The sequence below is a fragment of the Paenibacillus oralis genome (genome assembly GCF_003863965.1).
GTDB lineage: Bacteria > Bacillota > Bacilli > Paenibacillales > Paenibacillaceae > Fontibacillus > Fontibacillus oralis.
The window spans coordinates 1335729-1352899 of the sequence record NZ_RRCN01000001.1 but is presented as its reverse complement, the minus strand read 5'-3'; the positions used below and the strand labels follow the sequence as shown (position 1 = coordinate 1352899).

Genomic DNA, 17171 nt, shown 5'->3' with positions numbered 1-17171 from the left:
CATTCATCAATGTGCGGAAGCGTATTCATTCCACTAAAATTTATACCATTCTCTCAAGGGGGAACGAACATGAAGGTCGGAAAACTGTGGAGTCTTGTGCTGGCTTTGACTTTGTTCGCCGGACTGGCGGCAGGCTGCGGCGGCGGAAGCGGGCAAGCGGGTGACGGCGGAGGCGGCAATTCGGGGAAAGCGGGAGAAATCTATTTCCTGAACTTTAAGCCGGAGATCGCCGCGATTTACGAGAAAATCGCCAAAGATTACGAGGCGGAAACCGGCGTGAAGGTGAAAGTGGTCACGGCTGCGGCCGGAACATACGAAACGACGCTGAAATCGGAAATCGCCAAATCCGATGCGCCGACGATTTTCCAAATCAACGGCCCTGTCGGTTATCAGAACTGGAAGGACTACAGCCTGGATCTGAAGGATACGAAGCTGTACAGCTATCTGTCCGACCAAAGCCTGGCCGTTACGAGCGATGGAGGCGTTTACGGGATTCCTTATGTCGTGGAAGGCTACGGGATAATTTACAACAACGCAATTATGCAGAAGTATTTTGCTTTGCCGGACAAAGCCGTTTCGATTGCGTCGATGGATGAAGTGAAAAACTTCGATACGTTGAAAGCGGTTGTAGAAGATATGACGGCGAAGGCGGACAAATTCGGCATCAAAGGCGTATTCTCCTCGACCTCCCTCGCTTCCGGCGAGCAGTGGAGATGGCAGACCCACTTGGCCAACTATCCTTTCTACTATGAGTTCAAAGAGGATACGGCCTTCGACAATCCGATTTTGGCGGGGATGTCCAAAACGGAAGTGGAATTCAAATACAATCCAAACTTCAAAAACCTGTTTGATCTGTACATCAACAACTCAGTGACGAAACCGGCGCTGCTCGGAAGCAAATCGGTCACCGATTCCATGGCCGAGTTCGCGCTGGGGCAATCCGCCATGGTGCAAAACGGCAACTGGGCCTGGGCGCAAATCAACGAAGTTGACGGCAACGTCGTGAAGGCGGAAGACATCAAGTTCCTGCCGATCTACACCGGGATGTCCGGGGAAGAAAGCCAAGGACTGGCCATCGGTACGGAAAATTATTTGGCGATCAACAGCAAAGTGTCGCCCGAGAAGCAGCAAGCTTCGATCGCGTTCCTGGAGTGGCTGTTCTCCAGCGACAAAGGCAAGGCGTACGTGACGAACGAGCTTGGCTTCATCGCTCCGTTCAATACGTTTAACGAGGGCGAAAAACCGGCGGACCCGCTGGCGAAAGAAGTTTCCGATTGGATGAACAAAGACGGCATTACCTCGGTGCCGTGGGCGTTTGCGGCCTTCCCGAGCGAAGAGTTCAAAAACGTATTCGGCGACGCGCTGCTGCAATACGCGCAGGGCAACAAAACGTGGGACGACGTCGTCACGACCGTGAAGGACTCCTGGAAAGCCGAAAGAGCCAAATAAAATTAAGTTTTGTAGTGCGGCGGCGTTTCCGGCCGGGTGCGCCGCCGCTTTAATCCGGGTAAGGAGAGAGGCCCATGCAAAAATCGATACAAAAATACTTCGCCCTTTTTGCATTACCGACAATACTGGCTTTTACCGTTATGTTTATCATTCCGTTTCTGCTCGGCATCTATTTGTCGTTCACGGAGTTTACGACTGTGACCGACGCCAAATGGGTTGGCCTCGGCAACTATGTCAAAGCCTTCTCAAATCAGGATTTTCTGAATGCGCTTTGGTTTACGGTCCGCTTTACCGTCGTGGCCGTTATTAGCGTAAATGTGCTCGCTTTTCTCCTCGCGCTGCTGCTCACCCGGGGGAAAAAAGGAACCAACCTGTTCCGCACCGTTTTTTTCATGCCGAACCTGATCGGCGGCATCGTTCTGGGCTACATCTGGCAGCTCATTTTGAACGGGATTTTGTACAAGTTTGAAGTTACCTTGACCTCCAGCGCGGCGTACGGGTTTTGGGGGCTTGTGATTCTTATGAATTGGCAATTAATCGGGTACATGATGATCATTTATATTGCCGGCATTCAAAACGTATCCAAAGAAGTAATTGAAGCGGCCAAAATCGACGGATGTACCCGTTTCGGCATATTGAAAAACGTCACCATCCCGCTGGTGATGCCGTCCATCACCATCTGCTTGTTCCTGACGCTGTCGAATTCGTTTAAGCTGTTTGACCAGAACCTCGCTTTGACCGCGGGGGCGCCTTCCAAGCAAACCTCTATGCTGGCGCTCGATATTTACAATACCTTCTACGGCAGCGTCGGCTGGGAAGGGGTCGGCCAAGCGAAAGCGGTCGTATTTTTCGTGCTTGTTGCGCTGATCGCCCTGGTGCAATTGCTGGCTACGAGAAGCAAGGAGGTTGAAAACTGATGCCAAAAACAAAAGGAAGAGACGCGCTGCAATTTACCATGCTGCTCGTTCTCGGCGTGCTGTTTCTGTCTCCGATTCTGATCGTGCTGATGAACTCCTTTAAGGGCAAGTTTTTTATTAGCGATACGCCGTTTCAGTTCCCGAACGGTCAGACGTTCGTCAACCTGAAGAACTATACGGAGGGCGTGGCCAAAACCGGATTTTTCAACGCGTTTGGCATGTCGTTGTTCATCACCGTTTGCTCGGTGGCCGTGATCGTGCTGCTGACGGCGATGACCGCCTGGTATATCACGCGGGTGAAAACGAGATTTACGAAATTGATGTATTATATTTTCGTGTTTTCGATGATCGTTCCTTTTCAGATGGTGATGTTCACCATGACCAAAACGGCCAATATCCTGCATTTGGATAACCCCGCCGGGATCATCGTCATCTACCTCGGCTTCGGCGCCGGCTTGTCGGTGTTCCTGTTCAGCGGCTTCGTCAAGTCGATCCCGCTGGAAATCGAAGAGGCCGACCTGATTGACGGCTGCAATCCGGTACAATCGTTTTTCCATATCGTCCTGCCGATTTTGAAGCCGATTGCGATTACTGTCTCGATCCTTAACGTGATGTGGATTTGGAACGACTATCTGCTGCCGATGCTGGTCATCGGGACCGAATACCGGACGATTCCGATCGCCATCCAATATTTGAAGGGCGGATACGGCTCGATCGATATGGGGGCGATGATGGCGATGCTGGTGCTGGCGATTTTGCCGATCGTCGTATTTTACCTGCTTTGTCAAAAATACATTATCGAAGGCGTCGTTGCCGGCGCCGTGAAGGGGTAATCCGCGCGGGGCAAGGGCAAGGGGGTAACGGGCGTAACAGGCTTTTTGGGATTGGGGAATCTGAACCGGCCGTGCGCTAACTCTGTCCTCCCTTGTTTTCTACCAAGTATGTTGCTATATTTTGTAGAGAATAGCGGAAATTACGATGTAAGGGAAGATCGGATATGGCTTCAATGACAATAATCGATATTGCCAGAATTTGCGGGGTTGGCGTAACAACGGTTTCCCGGGCAATCAACAATCATCCTGACATCAGCGAAGAGACGAAAGCGATGATTATGAAGGTGATCAAGGAGAACCACTACGTTCCGAACAACAGCGCCCGAAATCTGAAGCGTTCCGCCTCAAAAACGATAGCCGTTTTGATCAAGGGGATCACCAACCCTTTTTTTAACCGGATGATACAAGTCTTCGAAAAAGAAATTCAGCGCAAAAAATATTCGTTCATCCTGCAGCGGGTCGATGAAAATCAGGATGAGATCGAAGTGGCGATCGAACTGGAGAAGGAAAAGCGGCTGAAGGGCATCGTGTTCCTCGGCGGTTATTTCGCGCATGCCAAGGAAAAGCTGGAGCAGCTGACCGTGCCTTATGTGCTCAGTACGATCGGCATGACGCCGGAGTACGATCCGCAGGAATATTCCTCGGTCTCCGTCGACGACTTTAAGGAAAGCTACAAGATGGCCGATTACCTGTGCAAGCTCGGCCACCGGAAGATCGCGATCATTACCGCCCCGATGTCGGACGTCAGCATCGGCAAGCTAAGATACGAAGGCTACAAAAAAGCGCTGGAGGACAATGGCCTGGAGCTGAACGAAAACCTGGTGCGCACGATGAAGGAGCATATCCAGAGCTATTCGATGGAAAACGGGTACGTCGTGACCAAAGAGCTGCTGGAGTCGGGGGAAGACTTTACGGCGCTGTTTGCCGTCTCCGACAGCTTGGCGGTCGGTGCCTGCCGGGCGATTTTTGAGAGCGGCAAATCGGTGCCGCAGGACTACTCCGTCGCCGGTTATGACGGCCTGGACATCGCTTATTATTATAATCCGTCCATTACGACCATCCAGCAGCCGGTGGAGGAAATCGCCGAAGAAACGATCAAAATCCTGTTTGATCTGATCAACAAAAAAATAACGCACGCCCACAAAATATTCCCGGCGGAGCTGCTGATCCGCGAATCCACGATCCCTCCGTCATAACGAAGCGTTGGCCATCTATAACGGCAAAGATGACTGCTGAATTATTCAGAGTCATCTTTTTTGTTTAAGAAAACCATCATCCACCGGTAGAGTAGACGCTGAATCAGAGCGGAAAGCTTCCCGATTTTGACAGCGACTTCATGAATCAGTTTCAGCAGTTGCTCGTTTTTCATAGGATGAAGGACGGCTCGATGGGATCAAATGCAAAAGTACATTTGAATTTCTGTAAATATTTTGCTTTTGAGCGGTTGAAGTGCAAAAATACATCTCATTTGCGGCTATTGGATAAAAAAGTAGCTTATAGTCGGAAATGAACTGCATATTTGCAGTTGAACCGCCCATTTCGAGGGATTTCGGCGAAAATCGCATGCCCTTTTGCATTTCGCGGGATTTCCCCAGGCTTGCTCACCGCAAATCTTGCTCACCGCAATTTGCGCTCGGTGCAATTTCACAGCAGTTCCTTCCGCTTCCGCAAATACGCGAACAATACGGCGCCGCACAGGGCGCACAGCAGCGCGCATACGCCGATAAAGGCGTATCCGGCCTGGAGGCCGCGCAGTAAGCCGAGCTCCGGGTCGCTGGCGTTCGCAAACAGCTTCTTGATGCCGTCGGTGATGGCGCCGATCAAGTAATTGCCGATAACGCTGCCCACGCCCATCAGCGTCACGATAAAGGTGATGGCGGAGTCGCTGCCGGAGCGGTATTTCTTGGCGATCAAGGCCATCACGGTCGGGTAAATCGGGGCGATCCCGATCCCGGCGGCGGCGAACAGGAATGCTCCGGGCTCGCCGGCCCAGATGGCGGCCAGGGTGCACAGCCCGGAAAAGACGGAGAAAAGGATCAGCGACAGCGTGAAGCCGATTTTATCCGTGACCGGTCCGAGCAGCAGCCGTGCGAACGTAAAGCATATGAAAAACGCCGACAGCATGCCTGAGGCGCTGGAGGTGTTCCAGTGGTAAGCTTTTTCCAGGAAGTTGACCAGCCAGCCGCCGACGGCCATTTCGGAAATGACGCCAAACGATAAGACGAGCACGATCAGCCAGATGGCGGGATCCCGCATCAGCTGTTTTACGGGCACGCGCTCACCGCCGTGCTCTTCCTCCCCCGGAAACCGGCTTAGAAACGCCGGAATCATCGGGATGACCGACAGCGACAACATGATCAGATACATGCCGCGCCAATCGAGTGTATAGCCGCCGATCGTCACGCTCATCAGCCCGGAGGCGATCATCGGCGCAACAATCGAACTAAGACCGTAGAAGAAATGGGCGAGATTCATCATCGTCCCGGTATTGCCGACGAAAATACGCGCCGCCAGCACGGCGAGCGCGATTTCCAGCATGCCGTTGCCGACGTACATGAAGAAGTAAGACCCGCTCAAGGCCGGGTAGGTGCGGGAAGCGAATATGAGCACGCCGGAGGCGGCCATCGATCCGAAGGCGAGCAGGGTGACGGCTTTCGCTCCCCATTTGCGCGCCAGATAGGCGGTAAACGAGCAGGCCAGCAAATAGCCGAGCGAGTTGAAGGACAGCAGCGTCCCGACCTGCATTTCGTCGATGCCGAAGTCGGTTTGGATGCGCGGAATCGCGGGCCCTTTAATGTTTTCGGAAAATCCGAAAATAAAAAAGCCGACAAATACCGTCGCCAGCTGCAAATAATAATTCCGTTTGGCAAACCGAGGTTTAACGCGGCCCGCTTCCGTACGGGTTGTTTCCGAGCCTTGTGCCGTTGTATCAGACTGCGCTTTCAAGTGATGCCCTCCCGCTGTCGATCCGACAAGTAGTGTTATGAATGAGTTCATATGCGAACAGAAGAATCGTAACACACTTCTAGGCGGGCGGCCATATAGAAAAACTCCCCTTCCATATAAAATTCCGGAAGAGAAGGGGAGGCTCGGTACTGCTTATTTTTGCAAAATTTGTTCCATGACGTCCAGCCCTTTGGATTGGCCCATGGCCAGCGGCCCGACGATTTCCGTGTCGATGATGTAAAGGTTGCCGTTTTTGACGGCCTTCAGCTGATTCCACACCGGGTTTTTGCCCAGCTCATCAAGTGAAAGCTCCGCCGTACCGGTAAAATCCTCGCCGAGAAAAATATAATCCGGATCGATCCCGGCCACGCCTTCCAGGCTGATTTCGCTCCAATCCTGCATGTCCGGGAATTTGGCGAAGCCCAGGCGCTCGTAATACGGCTCCATCCGCACGCCGCCGTAGTAGTTGAACCCTTTGCCCCAGGTCATCATGAAAATCGCGGTTTTCCCTTTCACCCCGGCCTTGTCCAGGTTGGCGGCCAGCGCGCCCGACTTCGCGTTATAGTCGGCGATATATTGCTCCGCCTTTTCCTCTTTGCCCAACACCGCGGCTACTTTCGTTATCGTATCCTGCCAGTTTTCGGATTGGTGGATAAGAATCGTAGGGGCGATTTGGGCCAACTGATCGTAAATTTTCAAATCGTCTTCCCAAGCGATGATCACGTCGGGGTCCAGCGCCAAAATGCTTTCCATATTGGCCGTGTCGCCCAGGTCGGCGATTTTCCCCTGTTTCGTAAAGCTATCGTATACCGGGAAATTTTGCAGCGATTTCAGCCCGACCACGCCGGCCACCGCATCTTGTTCCCCGATGGCAAAAAGATGCTCCGCATACGGGAAGTAGGTGATGGCGATCTTTTTCGGTTTTTCCTCCAGCACGGTTTCTCCCTTGTCATGGTGAATCGTGATCGGGAACTTGGCTCCGCCCGCGTCTGCGGATACGGAACCGTTCCCGTTTGTCCCCGTATTAGCTCCGTCTTGGTTGGAGTTTTGCGCGGCGGCGCTGTCGTTTCCGTTCGGCTGAGTGGAAGCGGATGGCGTTCCGCAGGCTGCCGTGGCGACGATGAACAGGATGGCGATGATGGGCAGGACGCCCCAGCGTTTAATGGATGCAAGCATCGGTTTTCCCCCACTTCGTTCTGTTGATAATGATTTTCATTTTCAGATCACATTATAATGAACGATCCAAGGGTTTGAAATAGACAATTGTCAAAAGAGAGGTGGATTATTTCCGCTTTGGGCACGGAATTCGCTGGGAGAACAACCGGTATGCTTTCTGAATAACCTGCTGAAATAATGGGCATCCCCGTAACCGACGCTCTCTGCGATCTCGCTTACGCTGCAGCTCGTGGCGACGAGCAATTGGCGTGCCCGGCTCATCCGGTGCCGGATAAGATAATCGATGGGAAACATGCCCGCATATTTGCGGAACGCGTAAGCGAATTTTTTGACGTCCATTTCGTATAATCCAGCCAAGGTTTTCAGATTGAGCGGCTCCATATAATGCTCATGGATGTAGCCTAGGGCATGCTCGATCATGCTTCGGCTTCCGGCATTCAAACGGCTGCGCGCACAGCTCAACATTTCATAAACCGTCCCGTAAAACAGCTCCTTGGACCTGACGGCCTGCAAAGGGCCGGGGGTCGTCATGGACGTTTGCAGCAGCCGCAGCAATTCCATGATCCGGGGCTGTTCGCCGGTATCGAGCATATAATGGGTCCGCGTATAAGCATCGGGGGAACTGCCCGCCGGCGAATCCAGCGTGTAGTGAATAAGGGCGTATTCGAATCCGCCGGGTCCAACCTCAACCTGCAATGCCATGCCCCTGGGGCCGTGGACGATCAGGCCAGGCTGCAGCTCGTAAGGCGTGTTGTCAAAGGTAAAGACGGCTTGTCCGCGCAGGGCGAAAACCAGGCCGGCGTATGGCGTCGGGCGGGACTTGGTATGGCCTTTGTAAATGCCGGGCTGCAAATGGGTGAAATACACCCCCTGCAGGGAGAGCTCTCCTGCGGCAAATTGCTTTGCTAATTCGTTCAGGTCCACGACCGGCGTCACCTGCTTCCTCAAAAATGTGGTGGCTGCAGCTCTATTTTACCGGAGGAACGGGACTTAAGAAAGGAATGAAACCTGTAAATTTATCCATAATATAAACGCTTCGTTCTACATTATCCTTAAACCTGGAGGAGAAGACGTAAATGACAGGTTTGCTATATAAAATAACGCGGCTTTTTCTGCCTCTGCTGGTGCTCGCCTCCTTGCTGCCGCTGCAGGCTGATGCGGACCCGGCGGTGGAAGAGTTGAAAGCCGGGTTCCGCCAGCTGTGGATGGAGCACGCTTTTTGGATGAGAAACTACATCGTCAGCGCCAGTGCCGGACTGGACGATCAAAGCGTTGTGCTTGCGAGGCTGCTGGACCATCAGCAGGATATCGGGGATGCGATTAAACGGTATTACGGAGAAACGGCGGGGAATAAGCTGGCGGATCTGCTCAGGGAACATGTTCTTGTGGCGGGTAAATATCTGGATGCGGTACAGCGGGGCCATCGCGAAGATGCGTATAAATACAAAGACGATTGGTACCGCAACGCCGAGGATATCGCTGTTTTTTTGAGCCAAACGAATTCCCGGTGGTCTTTCGAAACGCTGAACGGATTGTTAAACCGTCATATGGATTTAGTGACGGCCGATTTCAACGCCCGGTTGAACAAGGACTGGCCGGCGGATATTAACGCGTTTGATCAGGGGAAAGATCATCTGCTCAAGCTGGCCGATGTGTTGGCTTCGGGTATTGTACAGCAGTTTCCGCAAAAGTTCGGGATGCCGGGGACGGGGGGCAAATAGCATAGGAAACACCCGCTTGCCGCCGGTATATCAGCGGTGGGACGGGTGTTTTTTGGACTTATTCAGCCGATCCGATTTTGCGCAGAAAGTCGTTAATGTGATTGTGCATCTCCACGATTTCCTCTTTCGTCACCTTGGTGCCTTCGTACAGCTTAAGCGGCACCTGCGCGGCTTGCTCTTGCAAAGCCCGCCCCCGCTCGGTCAACGCGATGATGACGTTGCGTTCATCCGCCTTATCCCGCGTTCTTGTGATCAGCTCCATATTCTCCAGCTTTTTGAGCAGCGGCGTCAACGTTCCCGAGTCGAGAAACAGCTTCGCTCCCAGATCTTTGACGGTAACGTTGTCCTGTTCCCATAAAGAGAGCAGCGTAATGTACTGCGTGTAAGTGAGTCCAAATTCCGACAGCAGCGGGCGGTACAACTTCATGATCTCCCGGGAGCATGTATAAAAAGCAAAACAGAGCTGATTGTCCAATTTCATCCATTCATGCGGCTGCATGAGAGTATCACCTGCCATTGAATTGTATGCAATTTTTATTCGCGTAATTATAGCACCCGCGGGCGCGGCAAGTCAAAGCGATCGGCGGGCGGAAGGCGGAAGGCTCGGGCGGCAAAAAGTCAAGGCAGGATGAACGCGGGTCGACAGGGACACGGGTTAAGCCGAGCAAGAAAGTGTCATTTGACATCTCCAATTAAATTGCATACAATTTAATTATATCATACTTGTAAAAAATGGAGGAGATTTATCATGTCCCTATACGAAATAGAGGTTAAAACGATCAAGGGCGAGGTGCAGACGCTGGAGCCTTATCGCGGGCAGGTGCTGCTCATCGTCAATACGGCCACGAAATGCGGGTTTGCTCCGCAATTTAAAGGACTCCAAAAGCTGCACGACACCTACAAGGATCAAGGTTTTGCCGTGCTTGGCTTTCCCTGCGGGCAATTCGCCAACCAAGAGCTGGCCACCGATGAGGAAGTTGCTCAATCATGCGAGCTGAATTTCGGCGTTTCGTTCCCGCTCTTCGCCAAAATCGACGTCAACGGCAAAGATGCCCATCCTTTGTTCCGTTTGTTGGCGAACGAAGCGCCTGGTCTGCTTGGTTCCAAAGCGATCAAATGGAACTTCACGAAGTTCCTGGTCGACCGCAGCGGCAAGGTCGTGAAGCGGTTTGCCCCGGCGGAGGAACCGGAGAAAATCGAGGGTCATATCCGCGAACTGCTTGACGCTGGGGTTCGGGCGTAAGCAGGGATAGTAAAACCTCCACTTTTCAGGGTGGAGGTTTTACTGCGTCTGTACCTAATTGGAAAAAATCCAATAGATGGACGGAAATCGAACGCCATTTTGGGCTCTCATTGGAAAATATCCAATAGAATTCGCTCAAATTGCCCGTTTTACGCCCTCCCGAACCTCATCTGTTGGAAATATCCAATCAAGCTTTTGTATTTGCCAGAAAAATTCCAATTCTATTGGATAGTTCCAATCTGATACTAGTCTGATTGCCGGTCTAACTCCAAATTAAATCCAAACTAACTAACTCGCAATTCTAACCCCCAAACTAACTCCCAATCTGCCCCGGCCGTTACACCAGTTTTTTGCGCAGGGCGCCGGAGATCAAGTCGATGATCGTGATCATCACGATAATGCCGAGCATAATAATGCCGACGCGATCCCAGTCGCGCGAGCTGAGGGCGAAAATCAGCGGGGTGCCGATGCCTCCGGCGCCGATCACCCCCAGAATGGTGGCGGAGCGGAGGTTGATCTCAAACCGGTACAGCGTATACGACAGGAATCCCGGGAGCACCTGGGGCAGTACGGCGAACCAGAGGATCTGCAGCCTTGTGGCGCCCGCGGCGATTAGAGCTTCGGTCGGCCCATGATCCATGTTTTCGATCTCGTCGGCAAACAGCTTGCCGAGCATCCCGACCGAGTGCAGCCCGAGGGCCAGCACGCCGGCGAAAGACCCTGGGCCGACCGCCTTGATGAACAGCAGCGCCATGACGATTTCCGGAAATGTCCGGACGAAGCTCAGCAGCATTTTGCCCGGGCCGGAAATCCAGCGCGTACGGCTCATGTTGGCTGCGGCCCAGAAGGCGAACGGAAGGCAAACGACGGTGGAAATGACGGTGCCCAAAATGGAGATCGCCAGCGTCTCGAGCAGCCCCCTAAGCAAATCCTCGCCCTCCGGCAAATAGACGTAACCCCAATCCGGCGAGAACAGGCCGGCAAAAATCGACTTCGTGATCTGGCCGGCGGTTTCCTTGATACCGTCAAAAGGAATACCGGCAAAAGCCCAAATATAAACGAGGACAAGCAAAACGTAAATCAGCCAGCGGTAACGGCTTTTTTTCGGTTTGGTTACTTTTTCGCGCCATGTATTCGTCGTCATAACAATTTCTCCCGCACTTTCGCACTTAAATAGTCGATGATCAGCACGACCGCCAGCGTAAACAGGATGATCATGCACGTTTTGTCGTATTCCAGAAACCCTAGCGTCACCTCGTAATAATGCCCGATGCCCCCGGCGCCCACCAGGCCAAGCACCGCCGCCGCGCGGACGTTGATTTCAAACGTATACAGCACGTAGGAGATGAAATGCGCCTGGATTTGCGGGACGACGCCAAAAATAATGCGCTGCGCCGTGGTGGCTCCCACGGCCGTCATCGCCTCCAGCGGCCCGCGGTCGATCGTCTCCAGCGCTTCGTAAGCCAGTTTGGTAACCAGGCCAAACGAGAAAACGGACAGCGCCAGGATACCGGCCAGCGGACCGAGGCCGAAGATAGCGACGAAGATGGCGGCCAGCAGCAGGTCGGGAATCGCCCGTACCAGGTTCAGTACGAAGCGGACGGGCTGGCGGACCCAGGCGCTGCGGGTCAGGTTGCCGGCGCACAGCAGCGCCACCGGGACGGCGAGAATGGCGCCGAAGGTGGTGCCGATCAGCGCCATGCGGATCGTCTCCAGCATCGCCGGTACGATGTTGTCGAAGTAGCTCCATTTCGGCGGGAACATTTCCTTAAGCAAATCGAGCATATTCGGGGCTCCTTTGACGAGTTCGCCGAACGTCGCTTCCGTTTTTACTGCGCTGCCCCATAACAGCAAAATGATGATCACGGCCGTCAAATAATGCTTTAGCTTACTTGGGGCCTTCGGGCGGCCTGCGAGCGCGGCGGCCTGGGGTTGCCGGTTTGCGTTCGTATTCATCAGGCCCGCGCCTCCAATACAGCTTCGGCCGGCACCTGGCTGGCGAGCAGCTCTTCCCGGTCGATCGGCCGGCCATAAATTTCCGCAAACCGCGCGTCGGTCGCCTCCGATACGGGACCGTCGAAGACGACACGGCCCGCTCTTAAACCGATGATGCGGGTCGCGTATTGGCGGGCCAAATCGATAAAATGCAGATTGACGATCGTGGTGATGCCAAGCTCGAGATTGATGCGCTTCAGATCGTCCATTACCTGCTTGGTCGTCAGCGGGTCGAGCGAGGCCACCGGTTCGTCGGCCAATACGATTTTGGCTTCTTGCGCAAGCACGCGGGCGATCGCCACCCGCTGTTGCTGCCCGCCGGACAGCTCGTCGGCCCGGGCGTACGCTTTTTCCGCGATGTTCACCCGATCCAGCGCCTCAAAGGCCAGCTCGATATCCTCTTTTGGAAACAGGCCAAACAACGTGCGCAAAGTGGAGTGGTAGCCCACCCGCCCGGCCAGGACGTTGCGCAGCACGGTAGAGCGTTTGACGAGGTTGAAGCTCTGGAAAATCATGCCGATGTCGCGGCGGATTGTCCGCAGCTCTTTGCCCGCGGCCTTCGTGATCGCTTTGCCGCCGATGAGGATATCGCCTTCGGAAATGTCGTGCAGCCGGTTGATGGAGCGGAGGAGCGTCGATTTCCCGGCGCCGGACAGCCCGACGATGGCCACGAATTCGCCTTTTTCGATTCTGAGGTTGATTTGATCCAGCCCTTTGGTGCCGTTCGGATAATATTTAGATACATTGCGAAGTTCTATCACGTAAGGACCATCCTTTATTTAAAATATCTTAAAAAACGCATAGCCAGCACGGGGCCCCGGGGGCGCTCCGACTGGCTTGCACGTTTGCTTGGAGACTTGATTGTTGTTGAATGATGGAGAGGGGGGCCGCAGCGATTGCCACGGCGGTGTCTTAAACTACTCGGTTTTTACTTTTTCGTTGTACTCGCGGACGATGTCGAATACGCTATCGTTGGATTCAACGTAGCCTTCATGCGTGTAAATGTCGGCGATGATTTTGTGGCCTTCGGTATCTTTGCCGATATCGATGAAAGCGTCCTTCAGCTTTTGCACCCATTCGGCGCTCATGTCGGAACGGACGGAAATCGTGTCGTTCGGAATCGGCTCCGTAAAAGCCAATACGCGGGTGTCTTCAAACACGGTCGGATAGTCTTTTTTCACGGTGTTGCGCGCATCCTGGAAGATGGCGGCGGCGTCCACGTCGCCGTTCAGGACGGCGATCACGCCTTGGTCATGGCCTTTGACCGTGATCGGCTCAACGTCGGACAGCGGGTCCAGGCCGGCTTCCTGAAGTTTGGCGGCAGGCCATACATACCCGGCGGAAGAAGTTACGTTCTGATAAGCGATTTTCTTGCCTTTGAGATCTGCCACCGATTGGATCGGCGAATCTTTTTTCACGATAATCATCGATTTGTAGAAATCTACAAGTTCATTCGTAGGAGCGCCGGTGTCATCCTGCACCCCATAACGTTGCGCCTGCAAAATCACTTCCGCCGCGCCTTTTTCCTTCGCCAGCACGTAAGCGGTCGGCGGCAGGAAGCCTACGTCCACTTGCTTGGAAGCCATCGCTTCAATGATCGTGTTGTAGTCGGTCGACACGCTGACTTTGACCGGAATGCCGAGACGGTCGGACAGCAGCTTTTCGAGCGGTTTGGCTTTGGCTTCCAGCGTGTCGGCGTTTTGCGAAGGCACGAACTGCACGGTCAACGTCTCCGGTACATAACCGGTGTCGGCGGGTTTCGCGGCGCTATCCGTCTGGGCGTTTCCGCCGGCAGCTCCGGTGTTGGCCGGCCCGCTGCCGTCCGCTGCGGCGTTTCCGCTAGTGTTCGCCGGGGCGTTGCCGCCGCAGCCGCTGATGAGGGCAACCGTAAACAATAAAGGCAACATGAACTTAGCAAGCTTTTTCAAACCTATGACCTCCACACATTCTATTTTTTGAGTTCACTTGTTTAATATATAAGAGGTTTATTAACGGCCAGTAAGGAGATAGGCTGAGTTTTGTAAATTTTTGAGAGATCGGTTTAACATGGCACTTAAAAATGCCTGTTAGAATGGGATCACGTGCGGAGGCCGGGCTGGTTTCGGATCGTGTGCGTAAAAGGGAAAAATTCGAAAAGGATGGACGCGGAAAATGAGCAAACGTATGGAGTGGCGGCAGATAGATGGAGAAACGAGGGCGGATGCCGTGTCGGACCTGCCGCAGGCCGGCAAAGTGGAAGAGAGCAAGGCGGGAGGCGACCAAAGGCGGGGGCCGAGTGATGAAGCGGTTTGCGAATCGGTGTGCGAGATTCTGGTCACGAGCGATGTACACGGGCATATTTATCCGACCGATTACCGGACACATGAGGAGATTCCCCTGGGCCTGGCTAAGCTGGCGGCGATGATCCGCCGGGAACGGGAGCGGACGCCGGACCTGCTGCTGGTGGATAACGGAGATGTCATTCAGGGAACGCCGCTTTGTTCTTTCTATGTAAAACAACGTCAGGAAGAGATGCATCCGGCGGTCGCCGTGATGAACGAGTTGGATTATGATGCGGCGGTTCCGGGAAATCATGAATTCAATTACGGACCGCGGATGCTGCGGCGGGTAATGGAGGATTCGCGGTTTCCCTGGTTGTCGGCGGGGATTGTGGATGCGGGACAAAGGCAGCCGGCTTTCGGCCAGCCTTATCTCGTCAAAACGACCGAGGCCGGCGTCAAAATCGCCGTCTTGGGCGTGACGACGCACTATATCCCGCATTGGGAAAATCCGCGGCATATCGAAGGTTGGGAGTTCCGGGACGCGCTGGAGACCGTAAAGACCTGGGTGCCCCGCATCCGCGAACAGGAGCGGCCGGATCTGATGGTCATCGCTTATCATGGCGGCTTCGAACGGGACTTGCTTACAGGGGAGCCGGCCGAGCGGCTGACCGGGGAAAACCAGGGATATGCGATGTGCCTGGAAGTGCCGGGGATCGATGTGTTGATTACCGGGCACCAGCACCGCTTGATCGCGGCGGAGGTCGGCGGGGTTACGGTGATTCAGCCGGGCTCGGGCGGACAGGCGCTGGGGAAAATCTCCGTTCGCTTCCAAAAAAGCACGGACGGGGCATGGACGATTATGGAAAAAAAGGCGGAGCTGTTGACCCCGGATGAAACGACAGAAGCCGACGGCAAGGTGTTGGGCATAGTCCGGAGCCTCGAAGCTGATACCCAAACCTGGCTGGATCAGCCGATTGGGGAGGTCAGCGGGGATATGGAAATCCGCAGCCCGCTCGCCTGCCGGCTGGCGGATCATCCGTTTATGGAATTCGTGAACAAGGTGCAGATGGAGGCCGCCGGGGTGAAGGTGTCGAACGCGGCTTTGCTCAGCAATGCATCAAAAGGTTTTCGCGGGAGCATTACAATGCGTGATGTGCTGACCAACTTCATGTATCCGAACACCTTGGCCGTATTGCGGCTTAAGGGGAAGGATATCCGGGAGGCGCTGGAGCAGACGGCGAATTATTTCATCGTGGAAGAAGGCGGGAAAATCGCTGTGAATCCGGCTTATATGGAGCCCAAAGCGCAGCATTACAACTACGATATGTGGGAGGGCATCGAGTACGTGCTGAACGTGTCCCGGCCCCCCGGCCGGCGCGTGGCGCTGCTGAATTACAGCGGCGAGCCCTTGCGGGACGACGCGGAGATCGACGTGGTGATGAACAGCTACCGCGCCGGCGGGGGAGGGGATTACGACATGTACCGGGGCAAACCGGTGGTCAAAGAAATCCAGATTGACATGGCCGAACTCGTGGCGGAATATATCCGGGAGCGCGGCACCATCATGGCAACCTGCAATCATAATTGGCAGATCGTCCGCTAACGGGTAGTAGGCGGTTACTCCGCTAGGACGGGCCTAAATGGAGTGAAAGCGGACAATTCTTCCGTGCTTAGCGCGGTTATATCCGTGGTTGTGTTTTTCTCAATATCGTACCGGTACAGGTGGTATTCGTCGGACGGCTGTTCGCTGATGAAGTCCACGCTGTTGCCGTCTTTATGCCATAATGCGAATGCGGTCGTGATGTAATTTTTATCGCCGCCGACTTTGTGCAGGGAGTTTTCTTCCGGGTCGTACAGCGCCGGGATGGCGCTGCTGGTGTCGCCAAACGAAAGCGCCAGCGTATGGCCGTCGGGCGACCAGTTATAAGCATGGACCGTTTCGACGACCGCCTGGCCATATTCCTTTTGCATGGATCCGATTTCGGCGTTGGTGTCGATTTGTTTGCCGCTTTCGAGGTTCACCACGATCAATTTATCTCCGACATTACTATAGAACAGGTTTATGGCCAAATACCGGTCATCGGCGGACAGGGCCAACGAACGGATCTCCTTTGGGTCCGGATCGAACTTAATGGTATAGCTCTTCTGGCCTTCCGTTTTGACGGCTATGGAAGCGATAACCGGGGTTCCGAACTCCCCTTTCTTTTTCTCGGCCGTAACGGTGATGCCGCCGGCTGTCCAAGTGAGTTTGCTGTCATCTTCGCTAAGTTTCGCGGCTAAATCACGGGCATAATAAACGGATAAGTCGACCGGACCGCCTTGATCGCTTGGACTGCTGAGGTCGCCTTGACTGTTTTGGCCGGTCTGATCGCTCTGATCGCCCGGATTGCCGCTTGTATTGGCGCTTTGGTTTTCCGGTTGTTGTGCGGCGGAGTTCGTTGTTTGGCCCGGCGTTTGCGATTCGCTTGATGCGCTCCCGGGGGTGTTCGTATTTCCGCAGCCGGCAATGGCCGCGCAAACCAAACCTAGAATAAGGACAATGGTAATTCGTTTCATGTTGCAGCTCCTTTGGGTTTTGAATAAAAACATTTATAATTGTAAGACGCAAAGTAAAAAGAGGAAGTTACATG

General features: G+C 54.0%; 17 protein-coding genes. 7 read left to right on the top strand and 10 right to left on the bottom strand.

The features are described 5' to 3' along the window. The first annotated feature begins 69 nt into the window (after window positions 1-69). From EHV15_RS06355 to EHV15_RS06340, 4 genes are all read left to right on the top strand, one after another. Complete coding sequence (locus EHV15_RS06355) at window positions 70-1449, top strand: ABC transporter substrate-binding protein (RefSeq protein ID WP_128630495.1); 1380 nt, start codon at window positions 70-72, stop codon at window positions 1447-1449. Between the two features lie 74 nt (window positions 1450-1523). Then, on the top strand, window positions 1524-2366 hold the full coding sequence (locus EHV15_RS06350) for a carbohydrate ABC transporter permease (protein ID WP_128630494.1): 843 nt from the start codon (window positions 1524-1526) through the stop codon (window positions 2364-2366). Then, window positions 2366-3199 carry a carbohydrate ABC transporter permease gene (locus EHV15_RS06345; protein WP_128630493.1) on the top strand — a complete coding sequence of 278 codons (834 nt, stop codon included), beginning with the start codon at window positions 2366-2368 and terminating at the stop codon, window positions 3197-3199. Before EHV15_RS06350 ends, EHV15_RS06345 begins: the two co-directional genes overlap by 1 nt. A 164-nt stretch (window positions 3200-3363) precedes the next feature. Then, entirely contained in the window at window positions 3364-4395 is a 1032-nt protein-coding gene (locus tag EHV15_RS06340; protein ID WP_128630492.1) for a LacI family DNA-binding transcriptional regulator, read from the top strand. A gap of 138 nt (window positions 4396-4533) precedes the next feature. On the opposite strand, the gene EHV15_RS06335 is transcribed toward EHV15_RS06340, so the two are convergent. The 4 genes from EHV15_RS06335 to EHV15_RS06320 all read right to left on the bottom strand — a co-directional run bounded on the left by EHV15_RS06335 (window position 4534) and on the right by EHV15_RS06320 (window position 8269). Continuing rightward, entirely contained in the window at window positions 4534-4776 is a 243-nt protein-coding gene (locus tag EHV15_RS06335; protein WP_128630491.1) for a hypothetical protein, read from the bottom strand. A gap of 67 nt (window positions 4777-4843) precedes the next feature. Beyond that, window positions 4844-6049 carry an MFS transporter gene (locus EHV15_RS06330; RefSeq protein ID WP_246061898.1) on the bottom strand — a complete coding sequence of 402 codons (1206 nt, stop codon included), beginning with the start codon at window positions 6047-6049 and terminating at the stop codon, window positions 4844-4846. 249 nt (window positions 6050-6298) lie between these two features. Continuing rightward, on the bottom strand, window positions 6299-7321 hold the full coding sequence (locus EHV15_RS06325) for an ABC transporter substrate-binding protein (protein ID WP_128630489.1): 1023 nt from the start codon (window positions 7319-7321) through the stop codon (window positions 6299-6301). A 90-nt stretch (window positions 7322-7411) separates the two neighbouring features. Next, window positions 7412-8269, bottom strand: coding sequence for a helix-turn-helix domain-containing protein (locus EHV15_RS06320; protein ID WP_128630488.1), 858 nt, complete (start codon window positions 8267-8269; stop codon window positions 7412-7414). Between the two features lie 128 nt (window positions 8270-8397). Between EHV15_RS06320 and EHV15_RS06315 the strand changes: the two genes are divergently transcribed. Next, window positions 8398-9042, top strand: a complete 645-nt coding sequence (locus EHV15_RS06315) for a glycosyltransferase (RefSeq protein ID WP_246061353.1) — start codon at window positions 8398-8400, stop codon at window positions 9040-9042. A gap of 58 nt (window positions 9043-9100) precedes the next feature. Here the strand turns inward: EHV15_RS06315 and EHV15_RS06310 are convergent, their stop codons facing one another. After that, the gene (locus EHV15_RS06310) at window positions 9101-9541 is read right to left on the bottom strand and encodes a MarR family winged helix-turn-helix transcriptional regulator (RefSeq protein ID WP_128630487.1); all 441 of its coding nucleotides are present in this window, start codon (window positions 9539-9541) and stop codon (window positions 9101-9103) included. A 249-nt stretch (window positions 9542-9790) separates the two neighbouring features. On the opposite strand from EHV15_RS06310, the gene EHV15_RS06305 reads away from it, so the two are divergent. After that, window positions 9791-10285, top strand: coding sequence for a glutathione peroxidase (locus EHV15_RS06305; protein ID WP_128630486.1), 495 nt, complete (start codon window positions 9791-9793; stop codon window positions 10283-10285). A gap of 337 nt (window positions 10286-10622) precedes the next feature. Here the strand turns inward: EHV15_RS06305 and phnE (EHV15_RS06300) are convergent, their stop codons facing one another. The 4 genes from phnE (EHV15_RS06300) to EHV15_RS06285 form a co-directional block, all read right to left on the bottom strand. Continuing rightward, a complete protein-coding gene (gene phnE, locus EHV15_RS06300) occupies window positions 10623-11429 on the bottom strand; it encodes a phosphonate ABC transporter, permease protein PhnE (RefSeq protein ID WP_128630485.1) in 807 nt (268 codons plus the stop codon). Then, the gene (gene phnE / locus EHV15_RS06295) at window positions 11426-12241 is read right to left on the bottom strand and encodes a phosphonate ABC transporter, permease protein PhnE (protein ID WP_128630484.1); all 816 of its coding nucleotides are present in this window, start codon (window positions 12239-12241) and stop codon (window positions 11426-11428) included. Before phnE (EHV15_RS06295) ends, phnE (EHV15_RS06300) begins: the two co-directional genes overlap by 4 nt. After that, window positions 12241-13041, bottom strand: a complete 801-nt coding sequence (phnC, locus tag EHV15_RS06290) for a phosphonate ABC transporter ATP-binding protein (protein WP_128630483.1) — start codon at window positions 13039-13041, stop codon at window positions 12241-12243. The genes phnE (EHV15_RS06295) and phnC overlap by 1 nt, the downstream gene beginning before the upstream one ends. A gap of 156 nt (window positions 13042-13197) precedes the next feature. After that, a complete protein-coding gene (locus EHV15_RS06285; protein ID WP_128630482.1) occupies window positions 13198-14208 on the bottom strand; it encodes a phosphate/phosphite/phosphonate ABC transporter substrate-binding protein in 1011 nt (336 codons plus the stop codon). Between the two features lie 223 nt (window positions 14209-14431). Here EHV15_RS06285 and EHV15_RS06280 point away from each other — a divergent pair, with 223 nt between their 5' ends. Further along, on the top strand, window positions 14432-16144 hold the full coding sequence (locus EHV15_RS06280) for a bifunctional metallophosphatase/5'-nucleotidase (protein WP_246061352.1): 1713 nt from the start codon (window positions 14432-14434) through the stop codon (window positions 16142-16144). 14 nt (window positions 16145-16158) lie between these two features. On the opposite strand, the gene EHV15_RS06275 is transcribed toward EHV15_RS06280, so the two are convergent. Then, complete coding sequence (locus EHV15_RS06275) at window positions 16159-17097, bottom strand: hypothetical protein (protein WP_128630481.1); 939 nt, start codon at window positions 17095-17097, stop codon at window positions 16159-16161. Window positions 17098-17171: the final 74 nt, after the last annotated feature.

Excerpts from the sequence above, each read along its gene's own strand:
- EHV15_RS06355 (WP_128630495.1), top strand. The coding sequence starts at position 70 with ATGAAGGTCGGAAAACTGTGGAGTCTTGTGCTGGCTTTGACTTTGTTC.
- EHV15_RS06350 (WP_128630494.1), top strand. The coding sequence starts at position 1,524 with ATGCAAAAATCGATACAAAAATACTTCGCCCTTTTTGCATTACCGACA.
- EHV15_RS06345 (WP_128630493.1), top strand. The coding sequence starts at position 2,366 with ATGCCAAAAACAAAAGGAAGAGACGCGCTGCAATTTACCATGCTGCTC.
- EHV15_RS06340 (WP_128630492.1), top strand. The coding sequence starts at position 3,364 with ATGGCTTCAATGACAATAATCGATATTGCCAGAATTTGCGGGGTTGGC.
- EHV15_RS06335 (WP_128630491.1), bottom strand. The coding sequence starts at position 4,776 with ATGCAAAAGGGCATGCGATTTTCGCCGAAATCCCTCGAAATGGGCGGT.
- EHV15_RS06325 (WP_128630489.1), bottom strand. The coding sequence starts at position 7,321 with ATGCTTGCATCCATTAAACGCTGGGGCGTCCTGCCCATCATCGCCATC.
- EHV15_RS06315 (WP_246061353.1), top strand. The coding sequence starts at position 8,398 with ATGACAGGTTTGCTATATAAAATAACGCGGCTTTTTCTGCCTCTGCTG.
- EHV15_RS06310 (WP_128630487.1), bottom strand. The coding sequence starts at position 9,541 with ATGCAGCCGCATGAATGGATGAAATTGGACAATCAGCTCTGTTTTGCT.
- EHV15_RS06305 (WP_128630486.1), top strand. The coding sequence starts at position 9,791 with ATGTCCCTATACGAAATAGAGGTTAAAACGATCAAGGGCGAGGTGCAG.
- phnE (WP_128630485.1), bottom strand. The coding sequence starts at position 11,429 with ATGACGACGAATACATGGCGCGAAAAAGTAACCAAACCGAAAAAAAGC.
- phnE (WP_128630484.1), bottom strand. The coding sequence starts at position 12,241 with ATGAATACGAACGCAAACCGGCAACCCCAGGCCGCCGCGCTCGCAGGC.
- EHV15_RS06280 (WP_246061352.1), top strand. The coding sequence starts at position 14,432 with ATGAGCAAACGTATGGAGTGGCGGCAGATAGATGGAGAAACGAGGGCG.
- EHV15_RS06275 (WP_128630481.1), bottom strand. The coding sequence starts at position 17,097 with ATGAAACGAATTACCATTGTCCTTATTCTAGGTTTGGTTTGCGCGGCC.